The organism is Caldisphaera sp., assembly GCF_023256325.1.
Classification (GTDB): Archaea; Thermoproteota; Thermoprotei_A; order Sulfolobales; family Acidilobaceae; genus Caldisphaera.
In genome coordinates, this window is the sequence record NZ_JAGDXI010000016.1 from 1 (window position 1) to 16,265 (window position 16,265).

Consider the following 16,265-nt stretch of genomic DNA (forward strand, 5'->3'; position numbering starts at 1 on the left):
ATAAGAAAAATGAGGGGGAATGAAATAAGCGTAGGAGAGGTACCATTTATAATAGGTTCTCCAGATATAATTTCTTTTAGAGTTCCTCCAAATTTAAGTGTTATACCTTCTGGTATAAGTCCCACAAAAGAATATGTAGAGATAAAAATTGGTACAAATAAGATACCCTTTGTTCCAGGAACTCAAAATATATTTGTAACTAATCCGAGCGTAGATCCTTTACCTTTTATATCATCATTAATGATACCGACCTTACTGGCAAAGGGGTATAAGATTGTTTATAGAAGTTATTTTCATGGTGAAAAAACTATAAGGGATAGAATAGCAAAATGTCTTGAATATTATCCTAGAAGCTATCATGAATTAATTAATAATTTAAGTATAAGGAATTTAAATCCTTCATCCAAATCTATAATAGATCTTGAATTAATAGCTGAAAATATAGAAAGATACGAAAAACCTGATATAGTAATTGTTGAAGGTCTTGGAACTTATATAGATTTGGTTTCTGATGCTGAAACTTATAAAGAAGAGCATTATAATAATTTAATTAGAAGGGCTGGTAATAATATAACGGGTTTTTACTTTATACATGAACTTGAAGAAAATATGATGAAAATACCTTTAATAAGCGTTTATGATAGCATCTTTTATTTAACTATTAAAAATAAAAACCTACTCCTGAAATCAATAAGGAATCACTTAAAAGTTGTTCCGTTAGATCCAATAGAAATAGATGCAAGGAACGTTGAATCATGTTTTATGGTATGAGAGAAGTTAGTATTGCTTTTTCGCTATGTAATCTATTTTCAGCCTCATCCCACACTGCTGACCATGGACCTTCTATAACATCATCTGTAACTTCTTCTCCTCTATGGGCCGGTAGGCAATGTAAAAATATAGCATTATTGTTGGCCCTTTCCATAAGTTTTACATTAACTTGATAAGGTTTTAATAGCTTTTTCTTTGCTTCAGCTATGTCTTCTTGGCCCATGCTAACAAAAACGTCTGTATAAACAACATCTGCTTTATCTACAGCCTCTAAGGGATCTTCAGTAATAACTATATTAGAACCACTAATTTCTGCAAAGCTTTTTGCAGCTTTAAATATTTCATTATTCGGCTTTAAATCTTTTGGAGAACCAAGATAAAAGTCAATGCCTAGTTGAGAAGCAGCTATCATTAGGCTATGAACCATATTATCACTTCCATCCCCGATAAAAGCAAGCTTTAATCCCTTAAACTTCCCTTTCTTTTCATATACGGTCATATAATCAGCTATAACTTGCATTGGATGTGACAGATCGCTTAAAGCATTTATTACTGGTATATCTGCATAATTGGCTAATTCAATCAAATCGTTGTGATTTTTTACTCTAGCTGTTATACCATTAACAAACCTTGAAAGAACTCTAGCTGTATCTTTTATTGGTTCTCCTCTTCCTAATTGTAACTCATTCCATCCTAATGTTATTGGCTGAGCTCCCAATTGATATGCAGCTACTTCTAAGCTAACCCTAGTCCTTGTAGAAGGTTTTTCAAATATCATTGCAATGCTTTTTCCGTTTAAAGTATTTAAAATTCTTTCTCCAGCATGATATCTGCGTTTTAGGTCTAATCCTAATTCAATCAAATACTTAACTTGCTCAGGTGTAAATTCTTTAAGACATAGCATGTCTTTTCCTTTAAGCTCCTTTATTGACATCGTCATCACCATAAAATTAATCATCAAAAAGGTATAAAAAGATTAACTTTAAGAAAAAATAGGGAAGCAAAATGAAAGTTATCAAGGTAGATATTGATTGCCCTAATAAAGAAGTTATAAAAGAAGTTGCTGAAGTTATAAAAAATGGAGGAGTAGTAGTTATACCAACAGATACTGTTTATGGTTTAACTGCGGATCCGTTTAACGAAAAAGCTATGAGAAGAGTATATGAAGTAAAAGGTAGGGAAGAAGGTAAACCATTACCAATACTTTTAGGGGAAAGTCATGATGCAATTTCATTAGTTAAGCCAAGTGAGATGTTTTGGAAGCTAGCTAAAGCATTTTGGCCAGGAAGCTTAACTATAGTTGAAAACCTATCTGATACAGCACCTTCACATTTATCTATTTGGGGTAGTATAGGAGTTAGGCTACCAAATTGTTACTTCTGTAGGGCTCTTGCAAGAGAAGTAGGAGGAGCTATAATTGGAACAAGCGCTAACATATCTCACATGAAATCTCCAGTAAATGTAGAAGAAGCTTATAACATGCTAAAGGACAGAGTTGATCTTTATATTGATGGAGGACAGGCTAGGATAGGTTTATCTAGCACAGTTGTAAGTATTGTAAATGGCAATCTAAAAATCTTAAGAGAAGGCGCTGTCAAAGAAGAAGAGATAAAAAGGGTTTTGTTTAATATGGTGGAGAAATGATGAAAATAGTTGAGCCAAGCGAATCTCAATTAGAAACTATTAAAGCAATATTATCTTATCAATTTGATTCTAGAGTTGCCGATGCTTTTATAAAAAAGCCCTTAAAGATTTCCATGAGATTAGGTAAGATAAGGTATGTTTATTTAGAGGAAAAAAGAATAATGACTTTACGGCCTACTGATTTCGGTTTTACATTAGATATAGAATCAGGAAAAATAGTATTGGAAAACTCAGAATATCCTAAATATAGAGTAGTTGTAAAAGAAGGAGTAAATTATTTAGGAGATGTTATGGGAATAGATGTAATAGATGCTGATCCATCAATAAAGCCTGGAGATGAGGTTGTGATAATAAATAATAAGGGGGAAATAGTAGGTATAGGAAAGGCTAGGGTGCCTGGGTTTATGATGAAGTCTATAGGAAAAGGAGAAGCTGTTAGAATAAGAAAGGTGTTAAAAAATGGGCAGAAAGGTTGAAATAATTTTAAATGTAGGAGAAGATGTTTTTAGAGATAACGTAATAATAACTGGCTTTCCTGGATTTGGAAGAGTAGGGTATACTGTACCAAAATATCTATCAGTTGCTTTGCAAATGAAAAAAGTAGGATATATTATGACCGAAAGAATGCCTTCGGTTATTTTAGTTGAAGACGATGGTATAGGACTTCCTTTTGAAATATACCAAAACAACAATATAACAGTTTTAATGAACAGGGCCGTTCCTGAAATAATAGATCAAAATGCGTTTAGTGAAAAAATTTCGAGTTGGATCAAGCAAATGGGATTTAAATATGCTGTATTGGTTGGAGGGCTTAGCAGGGAGTTTATGAACGAAAATGAAACTTACGGATATAGGTGGATTAGCAATACTTCTTATAATGGACCTTCCTTAGAAGCCCCTAAAATGGAAAAAGGTCTAGGCGTTGTGGGTCCTCTTGCGTTGTTTTACATTTATTTGGAAAAATTGAAAATACCAACGGCCATGGTTTTACCATATTCAATAGTCGAAGGTGTAGATTACGATGCAGCTTTTGTTGGGGTGAAGGCAATATTAAAGAGCTTGCTAAAAATGGAAGCTGCTGTTCCAGAACTTGAACAACTAGCTGTTAAACAAAGAGAAGAAATTGATAAGATAGTAAAGATGCTTCAATCCGAGACTCAAAAAGAAGGACCTTCTAATATTTATATGTAATTTTTGTTAACTCCCCGGTTAACAATAATTAATCTTGTTTGCTTATTAATGCTATGGATTCGGACATTTTTACTCTAATAGATAAGGTTTCCCAAATTTCAAATATATGGGACGAGCCCTGTAGTCCTATGTAATCAAGTTTATTGCTTGCTCCAAAAACTATATTTGCTATTCCTGTTGGAAGGTATAAGTAAAGCTTCTCCATATTTAATACCTTCAGAAACTACTATTTTATCTACTACCTTGCTAACCCTTGTTAGCTCATCAATTCCTGAAGGATCGACCACAGATGATAAATATGCTCTATCAGAAGGTGAAATAACTAGGCTTAATTGAGATTTTGATGCAATATTGTTTACGGCTTTTGACATTAGAGCGGTAAAAGATCCTGGAGATGACCAGTTACCTTGAATTTTAACTTTAGCTTGAGAAGATAGAGTATTAAATATTAAAGTATCTTCTTGTTTTGCTAATAATGTGGATGCCCAAATTACAGAAGAAATAGGAGGTTTAGATAACATTCTTCTATAGTAATCGAGAATTTCTTGTTCTATGCTAAAATATGTGCTCAGTTTTTGCAAAGGAATTATATCGGAAGAAGATTTAATTATTTCTCCTTCCAAAAGCTTTTCTGATGGTACTGCTAATGTACCATCACCAAGGGTTAATGAGGTCATAAATGATCTAAGCTTTGCATTTTTTAATAAAGTTTCATTTATTGCAGACTTAATTTCATTAACTTCAGTATCATTAAGTGGGCCTAATGGATCAAGAGCCTTATTGTCTTTAGAATTTTTTTGCTCAGAATTTTCTAAAAGAGAAGAAACTTCCTTACCTCCTTTTTCAAGCTCTATAGCTTGCTTAGGATCAAGTCTTTTAAGCAATTCAAGGAATTCGCCTAGATGCGTTTTTTCTTCATTAGCTATATCAACTAAAACCTTCTTAACAGATTCATCATTAGTATAACTGGCAAGCTGCATGTATAGGTTTATAGCATCAAGTTCAGCTATAGCACCTAGCCTAACAATTTCTGCAACTCTATCACCTTCTACTTTAACAAAAGGATCTAGTGGATTTTTTGATAACAAATTCATCCCCATAATTGATTGTTAATTTAAGTTAATATATTTTTTATTTAAATTTGTAATTAAAGCTCTGTATTTAATATATTTTGGATCAATATATTAGAGCTTAATAATGTTATTAGATACTATATAGAGGGGAATAAAATGAATCAGCTTAATATAATGGGAAAGACTAAGCTCAGCTTAGATGATCCATTCTTTAATGATATATATGACGTAGAAGAAGGAATTCCTGTATTTAAATATTTTCTTAATGGAGAGTGGAAGAAAAGCAATGATAGAAGCAAAATAGTTTCACCAATAGATAACAATGTAATAGCCTATATATCGAGGCCTGAATTAAGTGAAGTGGAAAAGGCAATAGAAAACATGTATTCAAAAGGTAAGTGGAAAATTAGAGATATGCCAGGAGACATTAGATTAAAAATAATTGAAAAGATTGCTGATATTTTAGAAAAACACCAAGATGTTGTAATAGATTCATTAGTAATAAATGCGGGCAAAACATATAATTCAGCTAAAGGAGAAGTTCTAGCTACTATAGAAAGGCTAAGAAAGTCCCCATTAGATCTTAGGAAAATTGTTGGAGATCTAATACCAGGGGACTGGAGCTCAGAAGCATTAGAAACAGAGGCCCTAATTAGAAGAGAGCCTTATGGTATATCTCTTATAATAATTCCTTTCAACTACCCTTTGTTTGATAGTGCTAATAAGATAACCTATACAATATTACCAGGGAATGCAATAATTTTAAAGCCTCCAAGTTCAGATCCGATTCCTTCTCTATTTTTATTAAAGATGGCGATAGAAGCAGGACTTCCAAAAGAAAGCATAGCTTTAATTACTTTGCCTGGGAAACATATGTCTAAGGTTGTTTCTAATAGCAAAATAGGTATAATTAACTTAACGGGCAGTACTGAGACTGGTATAGAGGTAATGAAAGAGGCTGGAATTAAACAATTTATAATGGAACTTGGAGGTGGAGATCCTGCTATTGTATTGGGAGATGCAGACATAAGTTGGGCTGCGAAAAGGATTTCATTGGCTATAACAAGTTATAGTGGACAAAGATGTGATTCTATTAAATTAATATTAGCTGAAGATAAAATTTATGAACAGCTTAAAAATGAAATTGTTAATGAGCTCTCTAAGGTAAAGGTAGGAGATCCAAGAGATAAAGGTGTTGATATGGGACCCTTAATTGATAAATCGAGTGCAGATCAATGGGAAGAAGGAGTGAAGGACGCTATAGCTAAAGGGTGTAAAATATTATTTGGAGGTAAGAGAATAAACGATACTTTTATTGAACCAGCATTAATAGAATGCGATAAAGATAAAGTTAAAGAATTAGTTGCATATAAAGAGGAAATATTTTCATCTATAGCAATAATAACAAAGTTTAGTGATTTAAATCAGGCAATAGAGCTTTCAAACGATAGGAGATACGGCTTAGATGCATCAATTTTTGGTAATGATGTTAATAAAATAAGAAAATTAGTTAGATTACTTGAAGTTGGAGCTATATATATAAATGATATGCCAAAGCATGGAATTAATTACTACCCATTTGGAGGTAGGAAAGATTCTGGCATAGGAAGAGAGGGTATTGGGTATAGCATTGAGCAGGTAACTGCTATGAAATCGATAGTTTACAATTATAAAGGTAAAGGGGTTTGGGATTATATATAAAATTTTTTAATTTGATTTCGTGGAAATATTTAAATAAATTTTCAAATTAAAATTAAATGGTGCAAAAAACGATCAAGGGTTGTAATAAATATAGCATAATCATAGGAGTTGTAATGTTAGCTATATATATCCTCTTGTTAAAATTTTTAAATTTATCAAATAGTTTCTCGTTTTTTAATGTAAATTTCATTATGTATTTAACCTTATTACCTATATTAATAGCCATATTTTCAATTATATCAACTCTTTTAAGCAAAAGTTATTTAACAGGCATAGCATCATCAACGATACCTTTACTATTTATATCAAATTCTATTTCGGATAGTTTTTTAATATTATATTCTATATTTGGAATTTTTTCTTCATTTATATTTTACTTTTTTATAAAATCTAAGAACAAAATTTTTCTAGGAAAATTTGAAAATCCAATACCTTTAGCTATAGCAGCAGTTGCATTATCTTTAATATTAATAGTTAATTATTTCAATTATAGGTTTCTTTTAGCATATTTTTTAATCTCTTTAATAAGCAGTTTTTTATCTTCTACAGAACAAAAATTTTTTAGATCTTCCTTATTAGGCATATTATCCTCTTTAGGGCCAATAGGTTTCTTTATTATTTCATGGTATTTGGTTGAAAGGCCTATTTATATTAGAGATTGCAATGGTTTAGAATTGAGCAATAAAATATTAATGTCATCTATAGGTAATAGAGATCTTGCATGCGCTGAAGGAAAAGCAAAAATAAAGCTTGAAAGGCCTTTTATTTTATGGATATATGGTAAATACAACCCTGTTAAATTGAAAAATTATATTGAAATAGGGATTAGTGAAAAACCAAGTTGCAAAGAATCAAATTGTATAGATTTAAGCGACAAAGATTTATATCATAGCATAAATTTCTTAAATAATTTAAGTAATGAATTAAGAGGTGAAAAGGATTTATTAATAAAATTAAACATGGAGATGTTAAGCAATGCTGATCTAATAAATGTGTTAAAAAAGTTATCAAAAAGAATTAGCTTAGTTATTGAGATGAAAGACTTTATTGATAAAGATTTTATGCAGAAATTCAATGCTGCATCATCAGGTGTAGTTTTTTGCTGCGTAGAAGATCCTGAAAAATCTTTAAATATAGCAAAGGTGTTTTTTAGGTATCCTTACGAACTTGCTGAAATACTTAAGCAAAATGCCCTTGTATACCCATCTTGCGATAATGGATTCTTAGTTTTAAGAATATGATTTTGCTAGCAGAAGATTTTAGAAATTAATAAAATATCTTTATTAACGATTTTTGCTGTATAAAACAATTATTAGACTTTGCAAAATTATTGTTAACCGGGGGGTTAACAATTTTAACAAAGATCCTTTACATCAGGGTTTCTTATTTTAAATCTTTCATTAGGTAAAACCTTCCCTCTCTCATGGTATGATAGTGCTTCCCAGTAACCATCTATGTATCTTTCCGATATGTAAAGAGAAGATAGCCATTTTGATCCTTTCCATCCGAAAAGGTCTGGAGAATAAATCCTTGCTGGAAAACCTGCTTCTGGATTTAATTTGTTCCCATCCATTTCTATAACAACATAAGTGTTTTCCAATATATCTTTTTCAATAGGTATTGTTGATGAATAGCCAGACATACTTATAGCAATAATCCACTTTGATTCGCTCTTTAATCCTGATAAATTTATTAAGTCTAATAAGTTAATTCCTTTCCATCTTTTTCCCTTAACGCTCCAACCTGTTACGCAATGGAAGTCCTTTTCTCCAATATCTCTTGAAAGCTCTTCTAATTGGCTATATGTTAGCTCAACTTCTTTAACAACATCTCCTTTTATGCTTAGCCTATATTTATTTAGTTCAACTTTTGGTATTTCTTCTTCAGCAACATAAATAACAAATTTTGGTATTTCTTTTTGGCCTATAGGTTTTTCAAAAGTAGAACAGTTTTTATCTAAAAAAATCGGCTCCATCTTTTCCCCTTTTTCTAAAACCTTTCCTTTAATTAGTTCATTTTTTATATTTTCATCTAATTTGCTTAATATTGAAGAAAACATTACTCCACTTGTGTTTAAAAAATACCCGTTTCTTTCTACAATCCTCAATATTCCGTCAAATTCATTTATTTTAAATTTATGTAGATTAAAGCTTCTTCCTATAAACTCTTTTTCAATATAGCTCCCAAGTTTAAAATTATAACCGAACAATTCATTTAGTTCTTTAATTGATTCTAAAGCTATACTTTTTATATCGTTAAAATCTTTTATTTTTATTGACCCTCCGCATTCAAACACTATAGGTATGTTTAAGCCCTCAAGCAAATTGTTATAATATGACTTGCAGCCGCTTATTTCCATAATTTTCACTCAAGATATTTTATTAAAGTTAGTTCTTTTTAGCTTTAACATATATTAGTTTTCTCCACCTCTCTCCTTTATATTTTTTAGATAGAAGAGGGAGACTATGATATTAGATAGAGTACCTAGGTATTTTAGACCTTTAATAGGTTTAGCGGCTATATTAATTGTTATATGGGAATTTAAAATAGAATTTTATTATTATAATTATATAATGTATTTTCTACCCATTTTAATAGCAATACCTTTAATTATAAGGTTTAACAAAATTAAAAATATAAAAAAAGTGAGGGGAAGTTATGATGCTATAGAATTAGAGATAAATGGTAGCAAAGAAGAAAAAGAAGAAACAGGTAAGGTTATTTCTAGCATAATAAAGGATAGGTCTAAAAGCAATGCAGTAAAATATGGATCTATTTCAATATCATCAGGAGGATATACAAGAACCTTTGTGGCTATAGGTTCTAAGAACAAGAATGATGTAGAAATTGAAAGAGAAGTGTTTAAAACTTTGATTTCAACCTCATTTAAAAATGTAAGGATTAAAGAAATCAATGATGAAGAAAAAGGGGGTTTAATAAAAGCAATTGATAATATAAGCCCAATTGGTAAAGGAGAAATATTAATAGCTCCTTCAGATAAAGGGATATCACTAAGTGAAGGAATTTATATAGGAAAAACATTTGATAATGCATATAATAAGGATGTCTATTTGAACGAAAATGATATAGAATCCCATATAGCAATATTTGGCTCAACAGGAACAGGTAAATCAACAACAGCTGCTACTCTTGCTTATAGGGCATCAGGCATTTTTGATGTTTTAATAATGGATTGGACTGGAGAGTTTTCAGATATGATGGAGAGCGCAAACATTATTTATCCTATGGAATTTAATATAGATCCATTTAAAATTGATGAATTTAATGAGAGGCGTGATATATTAATAGATTCTTTAAGCAGTGGTTTAGGATTAACGGAACCTCAGCAATACCTTTTAATGAAAGTAATCCAAGATGAAAATCCATTGTCTATTGGGGACTTAATAGAAAAAATAGAAAGGTATAGTGAAGAAGCTAGGTGGGATAGGGATGTAAAAAGGGGTCTTCTAAGAAAAATAGAAATACTAAAAAATGTTATGAGGAAAAGCAATATAAAACAAAATCTTAGCTTAAATAAAGGGATAAATATTTTAAAATTAGACGAAATAGATAGTTTAAATGCAAGGAAATCATATGCGTTACTCTTTTTAGCAATGATATATCTTAAAAGAAAAAGGAACGATAAGAAATTGTTAATAATTATAGATGAGGCTCAAAACTATTTTGATAGCGAGGGAGGTAGTTTAATAGAACAAATGATGGCTCAATCAAGAAAATATGGTTTAAGTATTGTTATATCAACACAATCACCCTCATTAATACCTAATAGTGTCTTGCTTAATGCGAACACAAAGATTATACATGCATTGAGAAGTGCAAAAGATAAGGAAGTAATATACATGACTATGAGTTTAAATCATGAATTAAATAGCCAACTCGACAAATTTGAAATTGGTGAGGCTTTATTACAATCTTCTTCAATCCCCAACCCTATTATAATTAAGGTTGATCCGATCAACGAGAGAAGAAATAAAATTAACAAGACTTTCATCAATAAGCCAATTGATTTTGATTCCAAAATCGAGAGAAGAAATTTTATCAAAGATAATGCCTAATGAATCCTCTGGCTTTAAGTTTGTAGTATCAATTTCAATAATCATATCATTATAATCATAAATATCCTCAGCAATAGTATTAAATGCTTCAGCTAAAACATTTTCAGAAATTTTTTTATGATCCCAACCTTTATTTTCTAGTCTTTTCATTAAAATTAATGGATTTGTTCTTAGTAATAATACAAATGCTGTATTAAAATAAAATCTATCATCATCAAGAAAAACGTCTGGGTAATGAGTAATAAGAATAGTTAATCCATTGCTTTCTTTAAGTATTTCTTCTTTTAACTCTTCTTCCTTTATTACATAAGTATTCCTTCCTGTTTCATCAGGCACGACTAACCCTTTCTTAATTGCAAATTCGGAAACTTCTATATATTTGCAATTGATTTCTTCAGAAAGAATTTTCCCTATGCTACTTTTCCCTGTTCCAGGAGTGCCTGATATTATTATAAATTCTTTATTATCTTCATTCATTTTTGCTAGCCCAGAGCCTTGATATTTCATCTTGTGGTGGAGAATCTATAAAAGTTATTTTATTAGAGTTTTTTACTATAACTTTTGGATTGTCACTTGGATTTAAAACCCTTCCAATTATCGAATACCTTGTATTTATATTGGTTAGTGTTTTTTCCGCTTCTTCTTTTTTATTTAAAGGTATGGTTGCTAATATTGATCCACTGCTTATTAATTTAGTGTAGTCAATTTTTAATTTCTCTGATATAATTTTAGTTTCCTCTTCAACAAAAATTTTCTTTTGATCAATTTCTATATCATGGCCAGATGAATACGCTATTTCATATAGACCCCCTAACATACCTCCTTCAGTAGGGTCATGCATGCTATTTACAAGTCTCTTATCTGAAAGTTCTAAAGCCTGATTCATTATGCTTATTCTATTTATGAATTCTGAAGCATTTTCTAGTATATCTGATGGAACTCCTGATTTTAATGCGTGTTCTCTAAAATCCGTTGCAATGATTGCACTTCCCTCTAGACCAGCTGGGTTTATTTGAAATATTAGATCTCCTTCTTTTGCATTCCTTGTTGGTATATAGCATTCTTTACAAGAACAGCCTATAGCTGTTCCAATAATTATTGGAGAAATTAGGCCTGGAGTAGATTCAGTATGACCCCCTACAATTTCTACATTTAATTTTTTAGCTTCTTTTACAGCCCCTTCTATGATGCTGTTTAAAGAAGAATATAATGAATTTTCGGGCATTAATATATCAAGTATAAGCCATTTAGGTCTAACCCCTGTTACTGCTAAATCATTTGTGACTACATCAATTGCTAGAGAACCTGCATGATATCTTGCTTCAGTAATTGGGTCGGAGTGTATTGATAAGGTGCAAAATCCTAGGTCTATTATAGCAGAATCTTCTCCTATTTCTGCTCCTATTAAAGTTGAGGCTTTTTTGAATGAATTTACATTATCTAATACTATTTCTTTTAATATATCTGAAGGTAGCTTTCCGACCCAACTAGGCAAAACTTAACCCTCTAATATTCTTTCCTTGCAATTTTCGTGGCATTAACCATGTTTATTAGCTTTCCTTTAGCTATCTCCCTTGGTAAAAGCTTTAAGCCGCAATCAGGGTCTATATAGACTTTTTCTGGCCCTAGAATGCCTAGTTTCATAAGTTTATCTATAGCTTCCTTGATTTCATTAACGCTCTCTATTTGCAGAGTATGTACGTCGACTACACCATAGCCAAGTTCTTTATTATATCCATATTCCTTTAAATAGGGCAATAGCCTGAAATCGCTGTTCTTAAATTCTAGATCAAATTGGTCTACTGGATAATCTAGTATATAAGGTAGTAGCCTTTCAAGCCTTCCATAGCATATATGTACAATCCTCTTTGCATCCATTCCTTTAAATATGTAATCTAAAGCTTCCTTTAATAGGTCCGCCTCTTCTTTCCAAGGTCTTGTTGATAATGCAGGTTCATCAACTTGCACATATTTGGCCCCATTTCTTATTGCCTCCATTAGCTCTTCTCTTATTATTTTTGCAAAATCCATTATGATTTCTTTTCTATCTCCGTAAAACAGATCAAAACTCCATTCAAGCATAGTGTATGGACCAGTTATTATTGCTTTAACAGGCCTGCCGTTGCTTATTTTATTTGTATATAACCAATCTGTTATTATCATCTCTCTAACTCTTTCAAGTTTGTTAACTATAATAGGCTTCCTAAAGTAAACATTATCAAATATCCTAACCCAATCTCCTTCATTATAACCCTTAAGTCTTTGGGCAAAATAGACTACCATGTCTTCTCTTGATTGTTCGCCATCACTTATTATATCAATTCCTGCATCTAGGTAATCCTTTACTACTTCATTAATTGGACCCCTTATCTTTTCATGGAATTCTTCCTCGCTAATCTCATTTCTGTCCCTTTTCTTTATTATTTCGCTTGCCTCACCTAGCTTTGGATAACTTCCAACAACTGTTGTAGGAAACTTTTTCGGGACTTCATAGCTCATTGCTTTTCAACCTCCTTTATAGGATTTATAAATTCTGCATTTAATTCGCTAGCTATCTTTTCTAAATAAGATCCCAATAAATACGTTTTCCTTATAGCAAAATTATAGGGAATCACATCAAACCATGTTGTAGTTGTAACCCCTATTTCTTCATTTTCTATTTTTGTTATATTTATTAAAATCTCTTTTATTTTATTGTAGTCATCGTCGTGAATTCTCCTAGCATCTATTAAACCTAAAATAGGTTTTTTATCAGAAAATCCTTGGCTTTTAATTAAATCTAAAAACCTAGAAGGGGAATCCATAGCGTCAATGCTTATATATTTAACTTTTGTATCTATTAACTTTTCATAAACTTCCTTTTTAGGTATATCAAAATAAACAGATAAAGTAGTTGGTATATTAACTCTCTTAGCTATATTTGAAATAAGGTCTTTAGCTAAATCAGCATCTTCTTTAGTTATTTCATTATCTGATAATATGGGTTCATCTATTTGTATCATACCTGCTCCAGCTTTTTCAGCCTTTTCAGCCTCCATAGCTAATATCGATGAGATGCTATATGCTAAGTCTTCTTTAGACAAACCGCTTTGGTTTTTACCCATTAATACCAAACTCAAAGGTCCTGGAATGACTGCTTTAATTAAAGAGGGATAAGCTACTTTACTATATGCCCTTATTCTTTGGGGCCAAACAAAGCTCTCTATATCTGGCTCTGCAGTAAATACGGGTATTCTATAAAAGAAATTGTTATCAAAATACCTTAAAAGGCCTGTTATAGAGACGTTCCTCCATGACTCAAGGAATGGTCTAAAAATATCGTGAAAGTCAAGCATTCCATCAGTTACATACCTCAAACCAGATGCAACTTGGGAGCCTATAACAGCACTTGAAATTAAAGCTATATTTATTTCATGGCTTAGATAAGTTGATTCTCCTTTTTCTAGGTCTCTCATTTCATGTCTTGCATGCATTGATCTTGGATACCCTCCTAAAACTGCCCCCCATAGTTTGACCACATTTTTCACCTATGCTCTTTAAAAAGTGCAAAGAAATAAATTTTAAAGAATTGTATAGGATTTTATTAATAGGTCATTTTGCAAGTGTTTTAAAGTCTAATTAAAATAATTAATATGGTGAAAAAAGTGCCTAAAATTAAAGGAAATGTATATATTGTAGACGGCCTAAGAACACCAGTAGGAAAATTTGGTGGAAGCCTAAAGGATTTTCATCCAGCTGATTTAGCAGCATATACTTTGACTTCATTAATAAACAGAGCAGGTATTTCTCCAAAAGATTTAGACATGCTTATTTATGGTCATGTTATTAGGGCAGGAACTGGTATGGATACAGCAAGACAGGTTGCCTTAAAGTCTGGTGTTCCTGAATATATAGACTCTATGACTGTTGATATGGTTTGCGCAAGCGGTATGAATGCGATAATAACTGCTGCCAATTATATTCAGGCAGGTTCGTTTAATTTAATTGCAGCTGGAGGTATGGAATCAATGAGTTATTCTCCATTCTTATTGGGGCAAAACATAAGGTGGGGAGTAAAGCATTTGATTGGAAGTCAAATGAATTTATTGGATGCTATGGTTTATGATGGATTATGGGACGTATTTCAAAACAAAATTATGGGAGAAGAAGCTGATATGACAGCAAAGGAGTACAATGCTGACAGGGATTCTTTAGATAAAATATCATATGAGTCTCATATGAGAGCCGCAAAAGCATGGGACTCAGGCTTAATGAAAGACTTCGTTATACCTTTTGAACAAAATGGAAAAATAATTTTAGATCAAGATGAGGGGATAAGAAGGGATACGAGCATTGATAAATTGAGAAAATTAAAGCCAGCATTTAGTGGAGGATTTCATACTGCAGGCAGTAGCAGTCAAATAAGTGATGGTGCAGCATCTTTATTAATAGCAAGCGAGGAAAAAGTTAAGGAAATGGGATTGAAGCCAATAGCTAAGATTGTTGGTTTCGCCTTTCATGGAGTTGAAACGTGGAAGTTCCCAGCAGCGCCCGTAGGAGCAATAAGTAAATTGTTAGACTCTATAGGATGGAGTATTAAAGATGTTGATTATTTTGAAAATAATGAAGCATTTGCTGTAAACAGCTTTATATTGAATAAAGAATTAGGTATTCCATATGAAAAGCTTAACGTTCATGGAGGTGCAATAGCTATAGGTCATCCATTAGGAATGAGCGGTGCCAGAATTACTTTGGAATTAATTAATGTGCTTAAGAAGCATGGAGGAAAAAGAGGGGTCGCATCAATTTGTCATGGATTAGGAGGGGCATCAGCTTTAGCTATTGAAATTGTTTAAATATCAAACAGCTAATCAATTTCTTGGGCCTTGTTTTTGATAAAATTACCGTTTCTTAAATCTAACAATGCTTCATTTATCTGATCCCATGTGTTCATAACTATAGGTCCATACCATGCTATTTGCTCTTTTAGAGGTCTGCCGGAAAGCAAGATAAACCTTATACCGTTTTCTGAATAAACTTTTAAGAAATCACCATCGCTGAAAATAGCAAGCTCTCCCGGTTTTATAATATTTCCATTGGGTTCAAAAATACCATTTCCTTCCAAAACCAAAGCTAATACGTTGTATCCTCTCTTAGTTTTGTATTCAAATTCTCCCTCTTCCTCTAGTTTAACATCAAAATACGACGGATCTACATAATTGTTGGCATTTACCGGGCCCTGAACCCTATTATAAATCCCAGAAACTACCTTTACTTTGCCTTTATCTATTTCAACTGTTGGAGATCTATTTCCTTTAATATTTCTGTATAAAGGCATTGACATCTTTAAATGGCTTGGTAAGTTTATCCATAATTGAAATCCTTTAACTTCAGTTAAGGAAAATTTTTTGTCTAATTGATCCTTATATTCTAATGGTTTTGGCATTTCCTGGTGGAAAATTCCACTACCAGCTGTCATCCATTGTATATCATTAGGATATAAGACTCCTTTATTCCCTTCACTATCTTCATGCTCTACTTTTCCATTAATTAGATAAGTTATAGTTTCAATACCTCTATGAGGATGCCAGGGAAATCCTGCTATATAATCTTCTATTTTATCAGAACCAAAGAAATCTAATAGAAGAAATGGATCTGTTAAAGGAGCTGTATATTGAGAACCAAAGACTCTATATAGCTTAACTCCAGCACCATCAATAGTATATTTTCCTTTAATTATCTTAAAAATTCTCCTTTGCATTATTCCACCATTTAATTAACTCATATAAAATTATTAAGCAAAAGCATATATTTCTAAATAATTTTATAT

General features: G+C 31.7%; 14 protein-coding genes and 2 pseudogenes. 8 read left to right on the forward strand and 8 right to left on the reverse strand.

The genetic code is table 11. The features are described from left to right. Positions 1-771, forward strand: a pseudogene (locus tag Q0C16_RS02400) (recombinase A); the annotation flags it as partial. On the opposite strand, the gene argF reads toward Q0C16_RS02400, so the two are convergent. Further along, a complete protein-coding gene (gene argF / locus Q0C16_RS02405; RefSeq protein WP_367117891.1) occupies positions 761-1,711 on the reverse strand; it encodes an ornithine carbamoyltransferase in 951 nt (316 codons plus the stop codon). The pseudogene Q0C16_RS02400 and the gene argF overlap by 11 nt on opposite strands. A 65-nt stretch (positions 1,712-1,776) precedes the next feature. On the opposite strand from argF, the gene Q0C16_RS02410 reads away from it, so the two are divergent. Genes Q0C16_RS02410 through Q0C16_RS02420 form a run of 3 tightly spaced genes read left to right on the forward strand, consistent with a single transcriptional unit; the run spans position 1,777 to position 3,606 of the window. Then, positions 1,777-2,415 carry an L-threonylcarbamoyladenylate synthase gene (locus Q0C16_RS02410; RefSeq protein WP_292319446.1) on the forward strand — a complete coding sequence of 213 codons (639 nt, stop codon included), beginning with the start codon at positions 1,777-1,779 and terminating at the stop codon, positions 2,413-2,415. Continuing rightward, positions 2,412-2,891: a PUA domain-containing protein gene (locus Q0C16_RS02415; protein ID WP_292319447.1), complete on the forward strand. Its 480-nt coding sequence runs from the start codon at positions 2,412-2,414 to the stop codon at positions 2,889-2,891. The genes Q0C16_RS02410 and Q0C16_RS02415 overlap by 4 nt, the downstream gene beginning before the upstream one ends. Next, the gene (locus Q0C16_RS02420) at positions 2,875-3,606 is read left to right on the forward strand and encodes a PAC2 family protein (protein ID WP_292319448.1); all 732 of its coding nucleotides are present in this window, start codon (positions 2,875-2,877) and stop codon (positions 3,604-3,606) included. The genes Q0C16_RS02415 and Q0C16_RS02420 overlap by 17 nt, the downstream gene beginning before the upstream one ends. A 140-nt stretch (positions 3,607-3,746) precedes the next feature. Here the strand turns inward: Q0C16_RS02420 and Q0C16_RS02425 are convergent, their stop codons facing one another. Beyond that, positions 3,747-4,706, reverse strand: coding sequence for an encapsulin (locus Q0C16_RS02425; RefSeq protein ID WP_292319449.1), 960 nt, complete (start codon positions 4,704-4,706; stop codon positions 3,747-3,749). 147 nt (positions 4,707-4,853) lie between these two features. Here Q0C16_RS02425 and gapN point away from each other — a divergent pair, with 147 nt between their 5' ends. Together gapN and Q0C16_RS02435 are read left to right on the forward strand one after the other, a co-directional pair. Beyond that, complete coding sequence (gene gapN / locus Q0C16_RS02430) at positions 4,854-6,380, forward strand: NADP-dependent glyceraldehyde-3-phosphate dehydrogenase (RefSeq protein ID WP_367117892.1); 1,527 nt, start codon at positions 4,854-4,856, stop codon at positions 6,378-6,380. A gap of 191 nt (positions 6,381-6,571) precedes the next feature. Continuing rightward, a complete protein-coding gene (locus tag Q0C16_RS02435) occupies positions 6,572-7,621 on the forward strand; it encodes a hypothetical protein (RefSeq protein WP_292319451.1) in 1,050 nt (349 codons plus the stop codon). A 113-nt stretch (positions 7,622-7,734) separates the two neighbouring features. Here the strand turns inward: Q0C16_RS02435 and Q0C16_RS02440 are convergent, their stop codons facing one another. Beyond that, positions 7,735-8,739: a molybdopterin-dependent oxidoreductase gene (locus Q0C16_RS02440; protein WP_292319452.1), complete on the reverse strand. Its 1,005-nt coding sequence runs from the start codon at positions 8,737-8,739 to the stop codon at positions 7,735-7,737. 106 nt (positions 8,740-8,845) lie between these two features. Between Q0C16_RS02440 and Q0C16_RS02445 the strand changes: the two genes are divergently transcribed. Continuing rightward, on the forward strand, positions 8,846-10,456 hold the full coding sequence (locus Q0C16_RS02445) for an ATP-binding protein (RefSeq protein ID WP_367117885.1): 1,611 nt from the start codon (positions 8,846-8,848) through the stop codon (positions 10,454-10,456). Positions 10,457-10,495: 39 nt separating this feature from the next. Here Q0C16_RS02445 and Q0C16_RS02450 read toward each other — a convergent pair. The 4 genes and pseudogenes from Q0C16_RS02450 to Q0C16_RS02465 form a co-directional block, all read right to left on the reverse strand. After that, positions 10,496-10,963, reverse strand: a pseudogene (locus Q0C16_RS02450) (AAA family ATPase); the annotation flags it as partial. Beyond that, positions 10,926-11,951 carry an AIR synthase related protein gene (locus Q0C16_RS02455; protein ID WP_292319454.1) on the reverse strand — a complete coding sequence of 342 codons (1,026 nt, stop codon included), beginning with the start codon at positions 11,949-11,951 and terminating at the stop codon, positions 10,926-10,928. The pseudogene Q0C16_RS02450 and the gene Q0C16_RS02455, both read right to left, overlap by 38 nt. A gap of 11 nt (positions 11,952-11,962) precedes the next feature. Continuing rightward, on the reverse strand, positions 11,963-12,955 hold the full coding sequence (locus tag Q0C16_RS02460; protein WP_292319455.1) for a methionine synthase: 993 nt from the start codon (positions 12,953-12,955) through the stop codon (positions 11,963-11,965). Further along, positions 12,952-13,974 carry a methylcobalamin--homocysteine methyltransferase gene (locus Q0C16_RS02465; RefSeq protein ID WP_292319456.1) on the reverse strand — a complete coding sequence of 341 codons (1,023 nt, stop codon included), beginning with the start codon at positions 13,972-13,974 and terminating at the stop codon, positions 12,952-12,954. Before Q0C16_RS02465 ends, Q0C16_RS02460 begins: the two co-directional genes overlap by 4 nt. 114 nt (positions 13,975-14,088) lie before the next feature. Between Q0C16_RS02465 and Q0C16_RS02470 the strand changes: the two genes are divergently transcribed. Beyond that, positions 14,089-15,291 carry an acetyl-CoA C-acyltransferase gene (locus Q0C16_RS02470; protein ID WP_367117886.1) on the forward strand — a complete coding sequence of 401 codons (1,203 nt, stop codon included), beginning with the start codon at positions 14,089-14,091 and terminating at the stop codon, positions 15,289-15,291. A gap of 11 nt (positions 15,292-15,302) precedes the next feature. On the opposite strand, the gene Q0C16_RS02475 is transcribed toward Q0C16_RS02470, so the two are convergent. Next, positions 15,303-16,196 (reverse strand): pirin family protein, encoded by an 894-nt coding sequence (locus Q0C16_RS02475; protein ID WP_292319458.1) that lies wholly within the window; start codon positions 16,194-16,196, stop codon positions 15,303-15,305. Positions 16,197-16,265 lie beyond the last annotated feature (69 nt).